Source organism: Enterobacter sp. RIT637, assembly GCF_019718755.1.
GTDB lineage: Bacteria > Pseudomonadota > Gammaproteobacteria > Enterobacterales > Enterobacteriaceae > Enterobacter.
This window is the reverse complement of sequence record NZ_JAIHAZ010000002.1, coordinates 418,628-434,754: the sequence shown is the minus strand read 5'-3', so window position 1 is coordinate 434,754 and position 16,127 is coordinate 418,628. Positions and strand designations below refer to the sequence as shown.

Below are 16,127 nucleotides of genomic sequence, written 5' to 3'. Positions count from 1 at the left end.
ACTGTCTGGCGCGCCGCTTGACAAAATTCTGCGATCTTCTCAGCGAAATACGAATAATTTCTGCTTTGAACAATTAGAATTTCAAGCTGTTCAAAGTCTTATTTGTAAACTTTTGTTTGGGAGTTATCTGTAATTGTGATCATTCACGCAACTCATAAAAGGGGCGTTGTCTATACTTTACACACAAGGATTAGGGGCTTTTCCCCTGACAACCCAAAGTTCCGGAGGTGACACATGAAACGCAAAAACGCTTCGATACTCGGTAACGTGCTGATGGGGTTGGGGCTTTTCGTGATGGTAGCCGGCGTGGGCTATTCAATATTAAACCAGCTGCCGCAGATTGATCTCCCGCAATACTTCGCGCATGGCGCGATATTGAGCATCTTCGTTGGTGCAGTATTGTGGCTGGCAGGGGCTCGCGTGAGTGGCCATGAGGAAGTGTGTGACAAGTACTGGTGGGTGCGCCACTACGATAAACGCTGTCGTCGCGACCAGCATAAACACAGCTAGCGCTACAATATAGAACACCGAAACGGCTCCCGAGGGAGCCGTTTTTTTTGCTTTAAGACTTGACCCTCACGTAACGTAAGGCTCCAGAGTGGCGCCACTGGCAAAGAAAAAGGAGCAGTTATGTTGATTCAGGTGGGTGAGCTGGCGAAACGTGCCGGGATCACCGTGCGGACATTGCACCACTATGAGCAAACAGGGTTGTTGCTGCCTTCTGCCAGAAGCGCGGCAGGTTACCGGCTTTACAACCTGGCAGATGTCCAGCGTCTGCACATGATCCAGGCGCTGGCAAAAGCGGGGCTGGAACTTGCTGAAATCAGGGATTTCCTGGAACAGGAGTCACTGTCGTTGACCGAGTTACTCGATGCGCAAATCACGCTGCTGGATAAACAGCTGCGCAGCATACATACGCTGCGCGAACGTCTGGTGGAGCTGCGGACCGGGCTTATCGACGATGCGACGCCGGATCTGGAATCCTGGCTACAGACTCTGGAGTTAATGAATATGTATGATCGCTGGTTTAGCAAAGAAGAGTTACAGCAGCTGCCGTTTGCGGTGCAGAAGGATGCGCTGGCGGCTATCTGGTCAGGGCTGGTTGCAGAGGTCAAAACGCTTCTGGAGCAACATATACCCGTTACTGACGCGCGGGCGATGGACCTGGCGACGCGCTGGATGGAACGCCTGGAGCAGGACACGGCGGGCAAGCCGGAGTTTCTCACCCGGCTAAACGAGATGCACAGCGTTGAACCACAGATGCAGGCGCAGACCGGCATCACGCCGGAGATGACGGATTACATCACGCGCGCGTTTGCGGAATCCAAGCTCAGCATATGGGAGAAGTATCTCACTGCCGAAGAGATGGCCTTTACCCGGGCACACTACTTTGACCGCATGATGGAGTGGCCGCCGCTGGTGGCGAAACTGCATCAGGCGCAGCGGGAAAATAGTGATCCTGCCTCGGAGGAGGCGCAAAAGCTGGCTGAAAACTGGCTGGCATTGTTCCAGTCTTACGCGGGCACCAACCCGGAAACTCAGCAAAAGTTTCGCGCTGCAATGCAGCAGGAGGCGCACCTGATGAAAGGAACATGGATGACGCCTGCCGTGCTTGCGTGGCTCCAGCAGGCGATCGGGGTGATGATGCAAAGACGTTTCTCTGCATCAGGTCACTCACAGATCCGCTAATGCGGCTTCACGGTTAGGATAGAAGGAGAGTCGGCCAGGGATAGGCTGCACGCCCGCGCGCGCCATGGTGCGCAGAGGCTGGAATTCCAGGTTACTCACCCGCAGCTCGCAGCCTTCCGGCAGACGTGCAACAAAGCGCTGGAAGGCATCCAGGCCACCTGCATCCAGCACCGGTACAGCATCCCATTTCAGCACCACAACCCGTTTACCCGCGATGCGGGACTCCAGATCGCTGAACAGACCTTCCGCCGCGGCGAAGAACAGCGGGCCAATCACGCGCAGCACCAGCACATCGTCAGGCACCTCGACGTTAACCGGAGAAAGGCGCGTCATTTGCGCGATACGGCGCATAAACAGCAGGGATGCCAGCACGATCCCGACGCTAATGGCGATAACCATATCGAACAGCACGGTCAGCGACATGCAGATAAGCATCACGATGATGTCGTCTTTCGGCGCGCGACGCAGCAGGTTCACCACCTTATGCGCCTCGCTCATATTCCAGGCAACCATCAGCAGCAGGGCAGCCATGGCGGAAAGCGGCAGCCAGGAGAGCAGCGGGGCGAGGATCAGCAGGGCGAGGATCACCAGCACGGAGTGGATTACCGCCGAAACGGGTGAGGTTGCCCCCGCGCGCACGTTGGCAGCAGAGCGGGCGATGGCTGCCGTTGCGGTAATACCGCTGAAGAACGGCGCGACGAGGTTGCCTAATCCCTGACCGACCAGCTCGCTGTTGGCTTTGTGTTTGGTGCCGGTCATGCCGTCCAGCACGACGGCGCAGAGCAGGGATTCAATCGCCCCCAGCATCGCCATAGAGAACGCGGCGGGAAGGAGGGCACGAAGGGAATTCCAGCTTAGGGTAAAGCTGGAGCCGGGCATGTCCCACGGCAGCACCAGCTGCGGCAGCAGTTGCGGAATGCCGCTGCCCTGTGAACCGTCCGCCAGAACATAGTGGAACTGCGAGCCTATAGTCGCGACGTGACCGCCGAACATATTGACGATAGCCATCACCGCGCAGCCCAGCAGTAGCGCGGGCAGGTGACCCGGCAGGCGGATCCCCAGACGAGGCCAGACGATCAGCGTGCCCAGCGTCACAATCCCGATGGCGGCGTCGCCCAGGTTAGCGGTGGGCAGCGCCATAAACAGCGCCCCCACTTTCTGTAAATAGTGCTCAGGAACATGAGCCATCTGCAGGCCGAGGAAGTCCTTGATCTGCATGGTTCCGATGGTAATACCAATCCCTGAGGTGAACCCCAGCGTCACGGAGAGGGGGATGTACTCGATCAGCCGCCCAAATCGGGCCAGGCCAAACAGAATCAAAAAGACGCCGGACATCAGGGTGGCGACAAGCAGGCCAGCCAGGCCAAACTGCTGCGAAACCGGGTAGAGGATCACCACAAAGGCGGCGGTCGGGCCGGAGACGCTGAAGCGCGAGCCGCCCGTCAGGGCAATGACTATCCCGGCAACGGCCGAGGTGTACAGACCGTACTGCGGCGCAACGCCGCTGCCAATCGCCAGCGCCATCGCCAGCGGGATGGCGATAATGCCGACGGTGATCCCGGCAATCAGGTCACGGACAAAGCGTGACGAGGTGTACTTCTCTTTCCAGCAGGCGTCGATGAGGGCGCGAAAGGGCAGAACATGTGAGGAGGTTACGTTTTTCACAATTATCTATCATCCGTATGCGCATCATCTGTCATATGAATGGCAGGTGAAGGAGGCATTAATCATACAAATAAAACCCAGAGACAAAAAAACCCGCCGCAGCGGGTTTTTCGGCCGTGTTCGATTAGTGTTCGAACATTGCGGAGATGGATTCTTCGTTGCTGATACGACGAATCGCTTCGGCCAGCATCCCGGACAGGGTCAAGGTACGCACGTTTGGCAGTGCTTTGATCTCGTCGCTTAATGGGATGGTATCGCATACCACAACTTCGTCAATGACGGAATTGCGCAGGTTGTTTACCGCGTTACCGGAGAAAATCGGGTGGGTCGCGTAAGCGAACACGCGCTTGGCACCACGCTCTTTCAGCGCTTCAGCTGCTTTACACAGCGTACCGCCGGTATCGATCATGTCGTCAACCAGAACGCAGTCACGGCCAGCTACGTCACCGATGATGTGCATCACCTGAGAAACGTTAGCGCGCGGACGGCGTTTGTCGATGATCGCCATGTCGGTATCGTTCAGCAGCTTAGCGATAGCACGGGCACGTACCACGCCGCCGATGTCCGGAGAAACCACGATTGGGTTATCCAGGTTCAGCTGCAGCATGTCTTCCAGCAGGATTGGGCTGCCGAATACGTTATCAACCGGGACGTCGAAGAAGCCCTGGATCTGCTCTGCGTGCAGGTCAACAGTCAGTACGCGGTCAACGCCGACGCTGGACAGGAAGTCAGCGACAACTTTAGCGGTGATTGGCACACGTGCGGAACGGACGCGACGGTCCTGACGGGCATAGCCGAAGTAAGGGATTACAGCAGTGATACGGCCTGCTGAAGCGCGACGCAGAGCGTCGACCATAACAACCAGTTCCATCAGGTTGTCGTTCGTTGGAGCACAGGTGGACTGGATGATGAAAATATCACCACCGCGTACATTTTCGTTAATTTGTACGCTGACTTCGCCGTCGCTAAAGCGACCTACGGCGGCGTCGCCGAGGGAAGTGTACAGGCGGTTGGCAATACGTTGTGCTAGTTCCGGGGTGGCGTTACCAGCAAAAAGCTTCATATCAGGCACGAGAAGAACCTCAGGCATGCGTCCAGTGGTGGATAGCGTTCGCCGCAAACTGTGCGGGCCAGGCGAAGGCTATCCAGGCGGTGTATTAAAGAGCGCGATGCAACGTCTGGAACAGGGTGACGTTGTCACCGAAACTCAGTCTGCGCCAGTATGGTCTGCTGTAGGGGGGAGGTGTTCATCCCGCGTGCTACAAAACCATGCAGCCAAACCGGCGCTTGCTCAAGCACCTGACGAGCGGCGGATTCGGTGTCAAATTCAGCAAAGACACAGGCCCCTGTACCCGTAAGGCGCGACGGCGCGTATTCTAACAGCCAGGAAAGCACCGCATCAACCTCGCGAAAACGTTTTCTTGCGATATCCTCGCAATCGTTGCTGAATTCACAATTTAATAACGTTTCTATTGACCGTTCCGGGGTATTTCTTTTCAGGTCAGGATCTTTAAAGATGACCGGCGTGGGTATGCTCACGCCAGGGTGGGCAACCAGATACCATTTTTCCGGCGGGTCGACCGGCGTGAGGATCTCGCCAACGCCCTCGGCAAATGCCGCATGACCGCGAACAAACACCGGGACATCCGCCCCCAGCGTCAGGCCTAAGACGGCCAGTTCGTCCGTCGACAGCCCGCAGCCCCAGAGATGATTCAGTGCAACCAGTATGGTCGCGGCATTAGATGAGCCACCGCCCAACCCGCCGCCCATAGGCAAACGCTTCTCAATGCGGAGATCCGCGCCGCTTCCTGCAGGTAATCGCCCCGAGTCTGCCGCGGCTTTCATCAGCAGACGGGCGGCGCGCACGATCAGGTTGTCTTCATGCGCCACGCCTTCGACCGGCGTGAGCAGGCAAATCTGCCCGTCCTGGCGCAGTTCAATGGCGATCGTGTCGCCATAGTCAATAAACTGAAACAGCGTCTGCAGGGTGTGATAACCGTCAGCACGCTGGCCGGTGATGTATAAAAACAGGTTCAGCTTTGCCGGAGAGGGCCAGTGGGTCATCATTTAACGATCCAGTTGTCCATTTTCAGCTTGATGCGCTGGCTACCTTGCGTCAGCTCCATATTCGACGGCAACGACGGTTTACTCTTGCTGTCATAGGCGCTGTACACCACTTTCCAGGTCTTGCCGTTCTGAGTGTAGTTCACCTGGCTAAGACGATATTGATCGTCAAGCTGGTAGTCTGTTGCCTCACCTGGCAGGCCGAGGATCCACTGGCGCAGGCTGTTCAGCGGGATAGGCATCCCCGTCAGTTTGCTAATCATCTCTTCGGCATCTGTCGCGGTGTAGTGCTGGCCTTTGTTATCAGTGATCTGTGCTTCGCCCGGTTTAGCGATAAGCTCCAGTTCGGTGCTGCCCAGCGGGTTCAGCAGCAGCAGACGGTAGTTATCCTGACCCGTTTGCTGCCAGAAGAAACGGGCATAAACCTTCTGCTCGTCAGAGAGATAAGCGAAAGCGCCGCGGGTCTGGTACTGGCTCAAATCACGGACGTCCTGCTGGTGCTGACGCCACTGCGGTGAATCAGGGCTTTTGCCCGGGCCTTTTGGTTGGGTGACGGTACATGCGGTCAGAACCAGTGCCGCCAGCGGCAGCAGGCGAATCAGTCGGGTCATAATGAGGACAAATCCTTGAGATACGTTGCAGTTATAACTGTTAATGCTAGCGTCGAAGGGGGCTAGCGTCTACGTTCAAATTATCTCAAAGGGTTGTGTAACCTATTACTCCGAAAGGGGGCAGTCCCTTTTATTGATCTCGCGCATCCTGTATGATGCGTTCTGCTAACCTTATTAACGCTGGTACTACTCCCGCTCAACATGACCCTATTAGCACTCGGCATCAACCACAAAACAGCCCCGGTTTCGCTGCGAGAACGCGTGACGTTTTCGCCGGATACGCTCGACCTGGCGCTGGATAGCCTGCTTGCACAACCGATGGTGCAAGGTGGCGTGGTGCTCTCGACGTGCAACCGTACCGAGCTGTACCTCAGCGTGGAAGAGCAGGATAACCTGCATGAGGCGCTGATCCGCTGGTTATGCGACTACCACAACCTCAACGAAGAAGAGCTGCGTAATAGTCTGTACTGGCATCAGGACAACGATGCGGTCAGCCATCTCATGCGCGTGGCCAGCGGGCTGGATTCGCTGGTACTGGGCGAGCCGCAAATCCTTGGGCAGGTGAAAAAGGCCTTTGCGGATTCACAAAAAGGGCATCTGAAGGCCAGCGAGCTGGAGCGTATGTTCCAGAAGTCGTTCTCCGTGGCAAAGCGAGTGCGAACCGAAACCGACATTGGTGCCAGTGCGGTTTCTGTTGCTTTCGCAGCCTGTACCCTCGCTCGTCAAATCTTTGAATCCCTGTCGACCGTCACCGTGCTGCTGGTGGGTGCGGGCGAAACCATCGAACTTGTGGCGCGCCATTTGCGCGAGCATAAAGTGAAAAAGATGATTATCGCCAACCGCACCCGCGAGCGTGCGCAGGTGCTGGCGGACGAAGTGGGCGCAGAGGTTGTTGCGCTGAGCGACATCGATGAACGCCTGAAAGAGGCGGACATTATTATCAGCTCTACCGCCAGCCCGCTGCCGATTATTGGCAAAGGGATGGTGGAGCGTGCGCTGAAATCCCGCCGTAATCAGCCGATGCTGCTGGTCGATATCGCCGTCCCGCGTGATGTCGAACCCGAAGTGGGCAAACTGGCGAACGCCTATCTTTACAGCGTGGATGATCTGCAAAGCATCATTTCGCACAACCTTGCCCAGCGCAAAGCGGCAGCGGTTCAGGCGGAAACCATTGTTGAGCAGGAAACCAGCGAGTTTATGGCCTGGCTGCGCGCGCAAAGCGTCAGCGAGACCATCCGCGAGTACCGCGGACAGGCGGAGCAGGTGCGTGATGACCTGACTGCCAAAGCGTTAGCGGCCCTGGAACAGGGCGGTGACGCAAATGCAATCATGCAGGATCTGGCGTGGAAACTGACCAACCGCCTGATCCATGCACCAACCAAATCTCTTCAGCAGGCCGCCCGTGACGGGGATGATGAACGCCTGACTATTCTGCGCAACAGCCTCGGGCTGGAATAGCGCCCTATACCCATTTTCTAAGACAAGGTGCACTTACGCCTATGAAGCCTTCTATCGTCGCTAAACTGGAAGCTCTGTACGAGCGCCATGAAGAAGTACAGGCGCTGCTCGGCGATGCCGGGACCATCGCGGACCAGGAACGTTTTCGCGCACTGTCGCGTGAATATGCGCAGTTGAGTGATGTGTCTAAATGCTTTACCGACTGGCGACAGGTTCAGGAAGATATTGAAACCGCGCAGATGATGCTCGACGATCCTGAGATGCGCGAGATGGCGCAGGAAGAGCTGCAGGACGCAAAAGCGCGTTCTGAAGAGATGGAGCAGCAGCTCCAGGTGCTTCTGCTGCCGAAAGACCCGGACGATGAACGTAACGCGTTTGTGGAAGTGCGCGCCGGTACCGGCGGTGACGAAGCCGCGCTGTTTGCTGGTGACCTGTTCCGCATGTACAGCCGCTACGCCGAATCCCGTCGCTGGCGCGTGGAGATCATGAGTGCCAACGAAGGCGAACACGGTGGCTATAAAGAAGTTATCGCCAAGATCAGCGGCGACGGCGTGTATGGTCGTCTTAAGTTTGAATCCGGCGGTCACCGCGTGCAGCGCGTGCCTGCGACAGAATCTCAGGGACGTATTCACACCTCAGCCTGTACGGTTGCGGTGATGCCGGAACTGCCGGAAGCCGAACTGCCGGACATCAATCCGGCGGATCTGCGTATTGATACGTTCCGCTCCTCCGGGGCAGGGGGTCAGCACGTTAACACCACCGACTCCGCGATCCGTATTACTCACCTGCCAACCGGTATTGTGGTGGAGTGTCAGGACGAACGTTCCCAGCACAAAAACAAAGCCAAAGCGTTGTCCGTGCTGGGCGCACGTATCCGCGCCGCCGAAGTGGCGAAACGTCAGCAGGCGGAAGCGTCTACGCGTCGTAACCTGCTGGGCAGCGGCGATCGCAGCGATCGTAACCGTACCTATAACTTCCCGCAGGGCCGCGTGACCGACCACCGCATCAACCTGACGCTCTACCGTCTGGATGAAGCAATGGAAGGCAAGCTCGATATGCTGATTGAGCCTATCGTGCAGGAATACCAGGCCGACCAGCTGGCGGCGCTGTCCGAGCAGGAATAATGGATTTTCAGCGCTGGTTACGTGAGGCGGTCGGTGAGCTTTCAGAAAGCGAAAGCCCAAAACGCGATGCCGAAATATTGCTTGAGCATGTGACGGGCAAAGCCCGCACGTACCTGCTGGCATTTGGTGAGACGCTGCTGACCGATGAACAGGAAGCGCAGCTCGCGGCGCTGCTTGCCCGCCGTAAAACGGGCGAGCCTGTGGCGCACCTTGTCGGCGAACGTGAGTTCTGGTCGTTACCGCTGTACGTCTCGGCGGCAACGCTGATCCCACGTCCTGACACCGAGTGTCTGGTGGAGCAGGTGCTGGCGCGTTTACCCACAGCGGCCTGCAGCATTCTCGACCTCGGCACTGGCACGGGCGCTATTGCGCTGGCGCTCGCCACCGAGCGGCCCGACTGCGCGGTGACGGCGGTGGATGTGATGCCCGACGCGGTGGCGCTTGCGCAGCGTAACGTTGAACGTCTTGGGCTTAACAACGTGACGGTACTGCAAAGCAGCTGGTTTTCCGCGCTGGAGAATCGCTTATTTGCGCTGATTGTCAGTAACCCGCCTTATATCGACGAACACGATCCGCACCTTGCGCAGGGCGATGTTCGTTTCGAACCACTGACTGCACTGGTCGCGGCCAATGAAGGCTTAGCCGATCTTGATCACATTGTGACAACGTCACGACAACATTTGCTTCCCGGTGGCTGGCTGCTGGTGGAACATGGCTGGACGCAAGGGAACGCGGTGCGCACGCTGTTCAGCAACGCAGGCTATTGCGCAGTCGCAACCTGCCGCGATTACGGCGGCAATGAACGTCTGACGCTGGGACAGTGGGTATGAATCACCACTATCTGCCATTAACTGATAAAGGCGCATGGCTGACTGAAAAGTGGTTTGGCGTTATCATCTACATCGTTTGAGTTTTATCGCGTCTGGACGTCATTGTACGCGCAGTCGTTACTGGGGTAAGTCATGAGGTCCTTAGCCGATTTCGAATTTAACAAAGTGCCGCTGTGTGAAGGCATGATCCTGATTTCTGAAATGATTCGCGATGATTTTACGTCGCAGTACGTCCACGCTGAGCTGGAGAATCTGGTCAGCCTGGCGCGGGAGGAGATCAGTCAGGCGCGTCCGCAGGACTGGCAATTAGAGAAGCTGCTTGAGCTTTTCTACGGCGAATGGGGTTTCTGCGACACGCGTGGCGTGTATCGCCTGTCAGACGCATTATGGCTGGACCAGGTCTTGAAGAATCGTCAGGGCAGCGCCGTCGCGCTGGGATCCATTTTGCTGTGGGTCGCCCATCGTCTGGATATTCCGCTGGTGCCGGTCATTTTCCCGACGCAGATGATTTTGCGTGCGGAGTGGCTGGACGGCGAGATGTGGCTCATTAATCCCTTCAACGGCGACACGCTGGATGAGCACACGCTGGACGTGTGGCTGAAAGGCAATATTAGCCCGGTGGCCGAGCTCTTCAACGAAGATCTCGACGAGGCGGATAACGCCGAAGTGATCCGCAAGCTGCTGGATACGCTAAAGTCTGCGCTGATGGAAGAGCGGCAGATGGAACTGGCGCTGCGTGCCAGCGAAGTGCTGCTGCAGTTCAACCCGGAAGATCCGTACGAAATTCGCGACCGCGGTCTGATTTATGCGCAGCTCGATTGCGAGCATGTTGCGCTAAGTGATTTGAATTATTTCGTCGAGCAATGTCCGGAAGACCCGATTAGCGAAATGATTCGTGCGCAGATCAACGCGATCTCGCACAAACAAATTACACTGCATTAATCTTAATTCCGATTCACACCTGAATAAGGCGATCCTATGAAACAAAAAGTGGTTAGCATTGGTGATATCAAGGTAGCAAACGACCTGCCGTTCGTGCTGTTTGGCGGCATGAACGTGCTGGAATCCCGCGACCTCGCCATGCGTATCTGCGAGCACTACGTGACCGTGACCCAGAAGCTGGGCATCCCGTACGTGTTTAAGGCCTCTTTTGATAAAGCCAACCGCTCCTCCATCAACTCTTACCGTGGCCCGGGCCTGGAAGAGGGAATGAAAATTTTCCAGGAGCTGAAGCAGACCTTTGGCGTGAAAGTGATCACCGACGTGCATGAAGCCTCACAGGCGCAGCCTGTGGCTGACGTGGTAGACGTGATTCAGCTTCCGGCGTTCCTGGCGCGTCAGACCGACCTGGTTGCGGCGATGGCGAAAACCGGTGCTGTTATCAACGTGAAAAAACCACAGTTCGTGAGCCCTGGGCAGATGGGTAACATCGTCGATAAGTTCATCGAAGGTGGCAACGACAAGGTGATCCTGTGCGACCGTGGCGCAAACTTCGGTTACGACAACCTGGTTGTCGACATGCTGGGCTTCAGCGTGATGAAGAACGTCTCCGGCCAGTCTCCGGTGATTTTCGACGTGACGCACGCCCTGCAGTGCCGCGATCCGTTTGGGGCCGCGTCCGGTGGCCGTCGTGCCCAGGTTACCGAGCTGGCACGTGCCGGTATGGCGACCGGCCTGGCAGGCCTGTTCATTGAAGCGCACCCGGATCCGGCTAACGCGAAATGCGACGGCCCATCCGCGCTGCCGCTGGATAAGCTGGAGCCGTTCCTGAAGCAGATCAAAGCGATTGATGATCTGGTGAAGAGCTTCGACGAGCTGGATACCAGCAACTAATAAAAAACCCGCTTCGGCGGGTTTTTTTATGGAGCATATTGCCGGGTGGCGCTGCGCTTACCGGGCCTACAAAACCCGTAGGCCCTGCAAGCGAAGCGCCGCTGGGCAAAAAGGCTACGCAAAAATCGTCATCAAATAGGCAATAAACAACGCCATATGCGCCGCGCCGTTCAACACGTTGGTGCGTCCGGTAGAGAACGAAATCTGGCACAGCAGCAGCGAGGCCACCATCACAATCATCTCCGGCGCGCCCAGCGCAAACTGCAGCTCGTTGCCCGTCATAAAGGCAATCAGCGTCACCACCGGGACAGTGAGTGAAATTGTCGCCAGTACGGAGCCGAAGAACAGGTTCATTGCGCGCTGCACCTGATTATTCAACACCGCTTTCAGCGCGCCCAGCCCTTCAGGGGACAGGATCAGCAGCGCCACCAGGAAACCGGTAAACGCCACCGGCGCGTTCAGCTCGGTTAACAACGTCTCCAGCGGGTTGGCGTTCATCTTGGTGACCGCAATCACCGCAATCAGATGCACGATCAGCCAAACCGTATGCCACGCGCTGCTGTGGGCCGACGGCTTGCCGTGGTGCGGGTCATCATCGTCGCCGTCATCTTCATGCTCGTACACGAACAGGCTCTGGTGCGTTTTGGTCTGAATCAACAGGAACACGCCGTACATGGCGGCGGAAATGAGCGCAACCAGCAGCGCCTGACCGGTAGAGAAGTTTGCGCCCGGCAGCGCCATAGGGAACACCAGCACGATAATCGCCAGCGGGAAGAGGGCAATCAGGTACTGTTTAATGCCGAACAGGTTCATATACTGGGTCGCGAACTTGCGGCCGCCCAGCAGCAGAGAGAAGCCCACAAGGCCGCCCGTCACAATCATAATGATGGAATAGAGCGTGTCGCGCATCAGCGTCGGCGCAGCATCGCCGGTCGCCATGAGCGCGGAAATCAGGCTGACTTCGAGAATAACAACGGAAAGGCTGAGAATTAACGAGCCGTAAGGCTCACCCAGACGGTGGGCCAGAACGTCTGCATGGCGAACCACGCTAAAGGCGCTGGTTAAAATACCCACCAGCGCAAGAATATTGATACCAACCACCACTGGCAGTGACTGACTGCTTCCCCAGAAGAGCAGCACAGCCAGTGCCAGAACCGGGAAAATGAGCGACGTCTCCTTGTGGCGGGTCTTAACCGCCTCGTGTGTTGTTGTCATGTGCTTCTCCATCAATGCAGGTGCTTGTAATTATAGATAGATTTTTGAGGGCATTAAACTAACAGATATCTGTTAAATACCGTTGAAGTTTTACTTAATTTTACTGTTTGAGGTTAATATTTATTATTACGCCTATAAATAGCAATTATCAATAAAATAGCACCGTATTACAGTTAATTAGATTCATTGTTTAAGCATAAATGAAATCAACCTGGCAGGCGAAGGTATCCTCAACCACACTTATCTCTTTAGCAAAAAGAGAGGTTTTCGATGCCATACAAAACGAAACGCGAATTACCCGATAGCGTCCAGCACGTCCTCCCTGCCCACGCGCAGGATATCTACAAAGAAGCCTTTAACAGCGCCTGGGATCAATACAAAGATAAAGAGGACCGCAGGGATGATGCCAGCCGTGAAGAGACGGCGCACAAGGTTGCCTGGGCCGCCGTAAAACATGAATACGAGAAAGGCGACGACGATAAATGGCACAAAAAGAAATAGCCGCAAAATAATAAGCTGCCTGCATTTTGACTTTTCAGGCGGTTGAACTTCCGTTGTATTGCAACTGGTCCGCTAATTGCTTATCGTTATTTAACTGCTGGCAAAATGACCAGCAAAAAATGCCGGGAAGGCGGATTACAGATGTCGCAAGGAAGCATGCAGTGGCGGAGGTGTAATGTGTTAACGCGTGATTTCTTAATGAAGGCAGATTGTAAGACGGCATTTGGTGCTATTGAGGAATCGCTTCTCTGGTCAGCAGAACAACGGGCGGCGTCACTTGCTGCCACGCTTGCCTGCCGACCGGATGATGGCCCGGTATGGATTTTTGGCTACGGTTCGCTGATGTGGAACCCGGCTCTCGAATTTGTCGAATCGGCGACGGGAACCTTGCCTGGCTGGCATCGCGCGTTTTGCCTGCGCCTGACCGCCGGACGCGGCAGCGCGTGCCAGCCGGGGCGCATGCTTGCACTGAAAGAGGGCGGGCGCACCACGGGTGTCGCTTACCGCCTGCCGGATGCCACGCTGGAAGACGAGCTGACGCTGCTCTGGAAGCGCGAGATGATCACCGGCTGCTATATGCCGAGCTGGTGCAAGCTGGAACTGGATGACGGACGCACCGTCAATGCGCTGGTATTTATTATGGATCCGCGCCACCCGCTGTATGAAGCGGATACCCGCACGCAGGTGATCGCGCCCCTGATTGCCGCGGCGAGCGGGCCGCTGGGCACCAACGCGCAGTATCTCTTCTCCCTCGACCAGGAGCTAACCCGCCTCGGCATGAAGGACGACTGTCTGAATGAGCTGGTGGTGAAGGTGAAAGCGCTGCTTGAAGGGAACCTGCTGAATAACCCGCTACGTCCGGGTTTTGCCTGAAAAAAGGCCCGGCTAAACCGGGCGTTCGTTTTATGCGGCCACGTAGCTGACCGAATGCTCCAGTGATTGACTGTGGCTGTCAATCAGGACATCCCAGGTGCCGGTATAAGGCACAGTCAGCCACGCCTTGTCATCCTGCACCGTCAGAATATCCGCCTGCGATTGCTTCTGCGCTTTTGAACTCATGAGATGAATGCGGCAACGTTCTGAGCAACGTACCACGACCGTATCCCCGCCAAACAGTTTCAAACTTGTCTTCACCAGTGCCATTTTTTACCCCGTCGATTTTGCCCATCCCGAGCGTGATATTGTTCACAATTTACTCATTGCATAACACCAAAGGGGAGGGGGAAGGATGATGATTTTGATCAAAAAATGGCATAACGATTAAACAAAAATGACAAAATGCCTGAAAGCATTCAGCTGGCGCGTGTTTTACCCGGTTAACCCGCGCCAGAAGAAAATTATATGCGGAAATGGCCGGCGGTTTCAGCAAGGTCGCCCGCCTGACTCTGCAGCGCGCTGGCCGCTGCGGCAGACTGCACCACCAGTTCGGCGTTCTGCTGAACCATTCTGTCCAGATGCGTTACCGCGTGGTTGATCTCGTGAATGCCTTTCATCTGCTCGCTGGTGGCTATCGAGATTTCACGCATAATGCCCGAGACGCTACCGATGCTGGAGCGGATCTCATCCATGCTTTCTCCGGCCAGATGCACGTAGCGCGAACCCGTTGCCACGCTGTCGGTTGTGGAATCGATAAGGGATTTGATCTCTTTCGCCGCCTGAGCGCTGCGGCTGGCGAGGTTACGCACTTCTCCTGCCACCACCGCGAAACCGCGGCCCTGTTCGCCCGCGCGCGCCGCTTCGACCGAGGCATTCAGCGCCAGAATGTTGGTCTGGAAAGCAATGCCGTCGATCACGCTGGTGATATCGCCAATCTTCGCCGAGGCCACCTCAATAGACTGCATGGTGCTGATAGCCTGAGAAACCACTTCACCTCCGCGCGACGCTGCAGCAGAGGCTTTGCTTGCCTGCTCGTTCGCTTCTGCCGCCGATTCATTTGACTGGGTGACGGAGGCGGTGATCTCTTCGACGGCGCTGGCGGTTTCGCGAAGGCTTGACGCCGCTTGCTCAGTGCGCCCGGAGAGATCCTGGTTACCGGCTGCGATTTCCTGCGCCGCATTTTTCACCGACGCGCTGGCGTCGCGCAGCTGAACCATGACGACCGAGAGCTTATCGCTAAAAGCGTTGAACGCCTGGGCGATTTGCGCCACTTCGTCATCGCCGCTGTCCGGCAGGCGCTGTGAAAGGTCATTAGTGCCGTTTGCGATGTTATTCATGGCGTCGCGAATATCGGACAAACGCTTCAACAGGCGGGCGATCAGGAAATGAACAATCGCGCCGCTCAGCAGAGCGAGGATCACCAGAGACAGCGCAGAGGCTTTCAGCAGCGAGCGCATGCCGGAGGTGGCATCATCGTTATCGAGCGCCACAGCCAGCATCCAGTGCGTGCCCGGCACGGCGGTCGCCAGGAAGGTTTTTTCGCTGCCGTTGAACGTCCCCTCAACCAGGCTACCGCTTTTCAGCGCCGCAAAATCGGTCCCTTTGATGGTTTCAGCGAAAGGTTTGAGCGTGAGCGCCGGATCGCTGGCGGCAATCACCGTGCCATCGCTATCAAGGAGTAACCCGCTGCTGGCCGGCGTCGGGTGAATACCGCGTACGTTAGCCACCACGCTATCCATCGCCACGTCGCCTGCCACAACCGCTTTCAGCGCACCGTTCTCCTTCACCGGCACCGCAAAGGTCACCACCAGTTTCCCGGTGCCTGCGTCCACGTAGGGGGCGGTCACGACCGGGCCATCAGTGCTCACCACCTGCTGATACCAGGGACGAATCGTAGGGTCGTAATCCGCCGGGACGCCCGCCGGGTCGGAGAACTTCGCCGTTTTGCTGGCGTAGCCGACATAGACGTTGGTGAAGCCGCCAGCCTGAGCAAGCTGCTTAAATACCGGAACGGGATCGTCAGCCAGCGCGATGCTCTGCGCGGAGGCAATCACCGTCATTTTGCTTTTAACCCAGTCCGCAATCGCCATGTTATGGCTGGCACTGGTGCTGGTCAGAATATCGCGCTGCGACTGCTGGTTATCCTGGCGCGTGACCTGGAAATTAATAACGGTATTGAGAAGAAGGGCGACGACCAGACAACCTGTCGTCGCGGCAATAATACGGGCACGAATGGATCTGAACATAAGTGAAATACCTGC

General features: G+C 56.6%; 16 protein-coding genes and 1 pseudogene. 10 read left to right on the top strand and 7 right to left on the bottom strand.

What is annotated here, in order from left to right; translation table 11 throughout:
- Positions 1–234 precede the first annotated feature (234 nt).
- Both ychH and K5E19_RS05625 read left to right on the top strand, forming a co-directional pair.
- Complete coding sequence (ychH, locus tag K5E19_RS05630; protein ID WP_221550337.1) at positions 235–510, top strand: stress-induced protein YchH; 276 nt, start codon at positions 235–237, stop codon at positions 508–510.
- A 120-nt stretch (positions 511–630) separates the two neighbouring features.
- Positions 631–1,689, top strand: a complete 1,059-nt coding sequence (locus K5E19_RS05625; RefSeq protein ID WP_221550336.1) for a MerR family transcriptional regulator — start codon at positions 631–633, stop codon at positions 1,687–1,689.
- Here the strand turns inward: K5E19_RS05625 and dauA are convergent.
- The 4 genes from dauA to lolB form a co-directional block, all read right to left on the bottom strand.
- Complete coding sequence (gene dauA, locus K5E19_RS05620; RefSeq protein WP_221550335.1) at positions 1,675–3,354, bottom strand: C4-dicarboxylic acid transporter DauA; 1,680 nt, start codon at positions 3,352–3,354, stop codon at positions 1,675–1,677. The two genes, K5E19_RS05625 and dauA, sit on opposite strands and share 15 nt — an antisense overlap.
- 124 nt (positions 3,355–3,478) lie before the next feature.
- A complete protein-coding gene (prs, locus tag K5E19_RS05615) occupies positions 3,479–4,426 on the bottom strand; it encodes a ribose-phosphate diphosphokinase (RefSeq protein WP_003856663.1) in 948 nt (315 codons plus the stop codon).
- A gap of 125 nt (positions 4,427–4,551) precedes the next feature.
- Positions 4,552–5,421 (bottom strand): 4-(cytidine 5'-diphospho)-2-C-methyl-D-erythritol kinase, encoded by an 870-nt coding sequence (gene ispE / locus K5E19_RS05610; protein WP_221550334.1) that lies wholly within the window; start codon positions 5,419–5,421, stop codon positions 4,552–4,554.
- Positions 5,418–6,029: a lipoprotein insertase outer membrane protein LolB gene (gene lolB, locus K5E19_RS05605; RefSeq protein ID WP_221550333.1), complete on the bottom strand. Its 612-nt coding sequence runs from the start codon at positions 6,027–6,029 to the stop codon at positions 5,418–5,420. Before lolB ends, ispE begins: the two co-directional genes overlap by 4 nt.
- A gap of 201 nt (positions 6,030–6,230) precedes the next feature.
- Here lolB and hemA point away from each other — a divergent pair, with 201 nt between their 5' ends.
- From hemA to kdsA, 6 genes and pseudogenes are all read left to right on the top strand, one after another.
- A complete protein-coding gene (gene hemA / locus K5E19_RS05600) occupies positions 6,231–7,487 on the top strand; it encodes a glutamyl-tRNA reductase (protein WP_010432912.1) in 1,257 nt (418 codons plus the stop codon).
- A gap of 41 nt (positions 7,488–7,528) precedes the next feature.
- Complete coding sequence (gene prfA / locus K5E19_RS05595) at positions 7,529–8,611, top strand: peptide chain release factor 1 (protein WP_221550332.1); 1,083 nt, start codon at positions 7,529–7,531, stop codon at positions 8,609–8,611.
- Entirely contained in the window at positions 8,611–9,441 is an 831-nt protein-coding gene (prmC, locus tag K5E19_RS05590; protein WP_221550331.1) for a peptide chain release factor N(5)-glutamine methyltransferase, read from the top strand. The genes prfA and prmC overlap by 1 nt, the downstream gene beginning before the upstream one ends.
- Positions 9,417–9,559 (top strand): annotated as a pseudogene (locus K5E19_RS24220) (siroheme synthase); the annotation flags it as partial. The gene prmC and the pseudogene K5E19_RS24220, both read left to right, overlap by 25 nt.
- A gap of 14 nt (positions 9,560–9,573) precedes the next feature.
- Positions 9,574–10,383 (top strand): invasion regulator SirB1, encoded by an 810-nt coding sequence (gene sirB1 / locus K5E19_RS05585; protein ID WP_089599489.1) that lies wholly within the window; start codon positions 9,574–9,576, stop codon positions 10,381–10,383.
- A gap of 36 nt (positions 10,384–10,419) precedes the next feature.
- A complete protein-coding gene (kdsA, locus tag K5E19_RS05580) occupies positions 10,420–11,274 on the top strand; it encodes a 3-deoxy-8-phosphooctulonate synthase (protein ID WP_029741601.1) in 855 nt (284 codons plus the stop codon).
- 114 nt (positions 11,275–11,388) lie between these two features.
- On the opposite strand, the gene chaA is transcribed toward kdsA, so the two are convergent.
- Positions 11,389–12,489, bottom strand: a complete 1,101-nt coding sequence (gene chaA, locus K5E19_RS05575; RefSeq protein WP_010432924.1) for a sodium-potassium/proton antiporter ChaA — start codon at positions 12,487–12,489, stop codon at positions 11,389–11,391.
- Between the two features lie 270 nt (positions 12,490–12,759).
- Here chaA and chaB point away from each other — a divergent pair, with 270 nt between their 5' ends.
- Together chaB and K5E19_RS05565 are read left to right on the top strand one after the other, a co-directional pair.
- Positions 12,760–12,990, top strand: coding sequence for a putative cation transport regulator ChaB (gene chaB / locus K5E19_RS05570; RefSeq protein WP_032680829.1), 231 nt, complete (start codon positions 12,760–12,762; stop codon positions 12,988–12,990).
- A 177-nt stretch (positions 12,991–13,167) separates the two neighbouring features.
- Entirely contained in the window at positions 13,168–13,863 is a 696-nt protein-coding gene (locus tag K5E19_RS05565) for a gamma-glutamylcyclotransferase (protein WP_221550330.1), read from the top strand.
- A gap of 30 nt (positions 13,864–13,893) precedes the next feature.
- On the opposite strand, the gene K5E19_RS05560 is transcribed toward K5E19_RS05565, so the two are convergent.
- Both K5E19_RS05560 and K5E19_RS05555 read right to left on the bottom strand, forming a co-directional pair.
- Entirely contained in the window at positions 13,894–14,133 is a 240-nt protein-coding gene (locus K5E19_RS05560) for a DUF1883 domain-containing protein (RefSeq protein ID WP_010432930.1), read from the bottom strand.
- 194 nt (positions 14,134–14,327) lie between these two features.
- A complete protein-coding gene (locus K5E19_RS05555; protein ID WP_221550329.1) occupies positions 14,328–16,112 on the bottom strand; it encodes a methyl-accepting chemotaxis protein in 1,785 nt (594 codons plus the stop codon).
- Between the last annotated feature and the right edge of the window lie 15 nt (positions 16,113–16,127).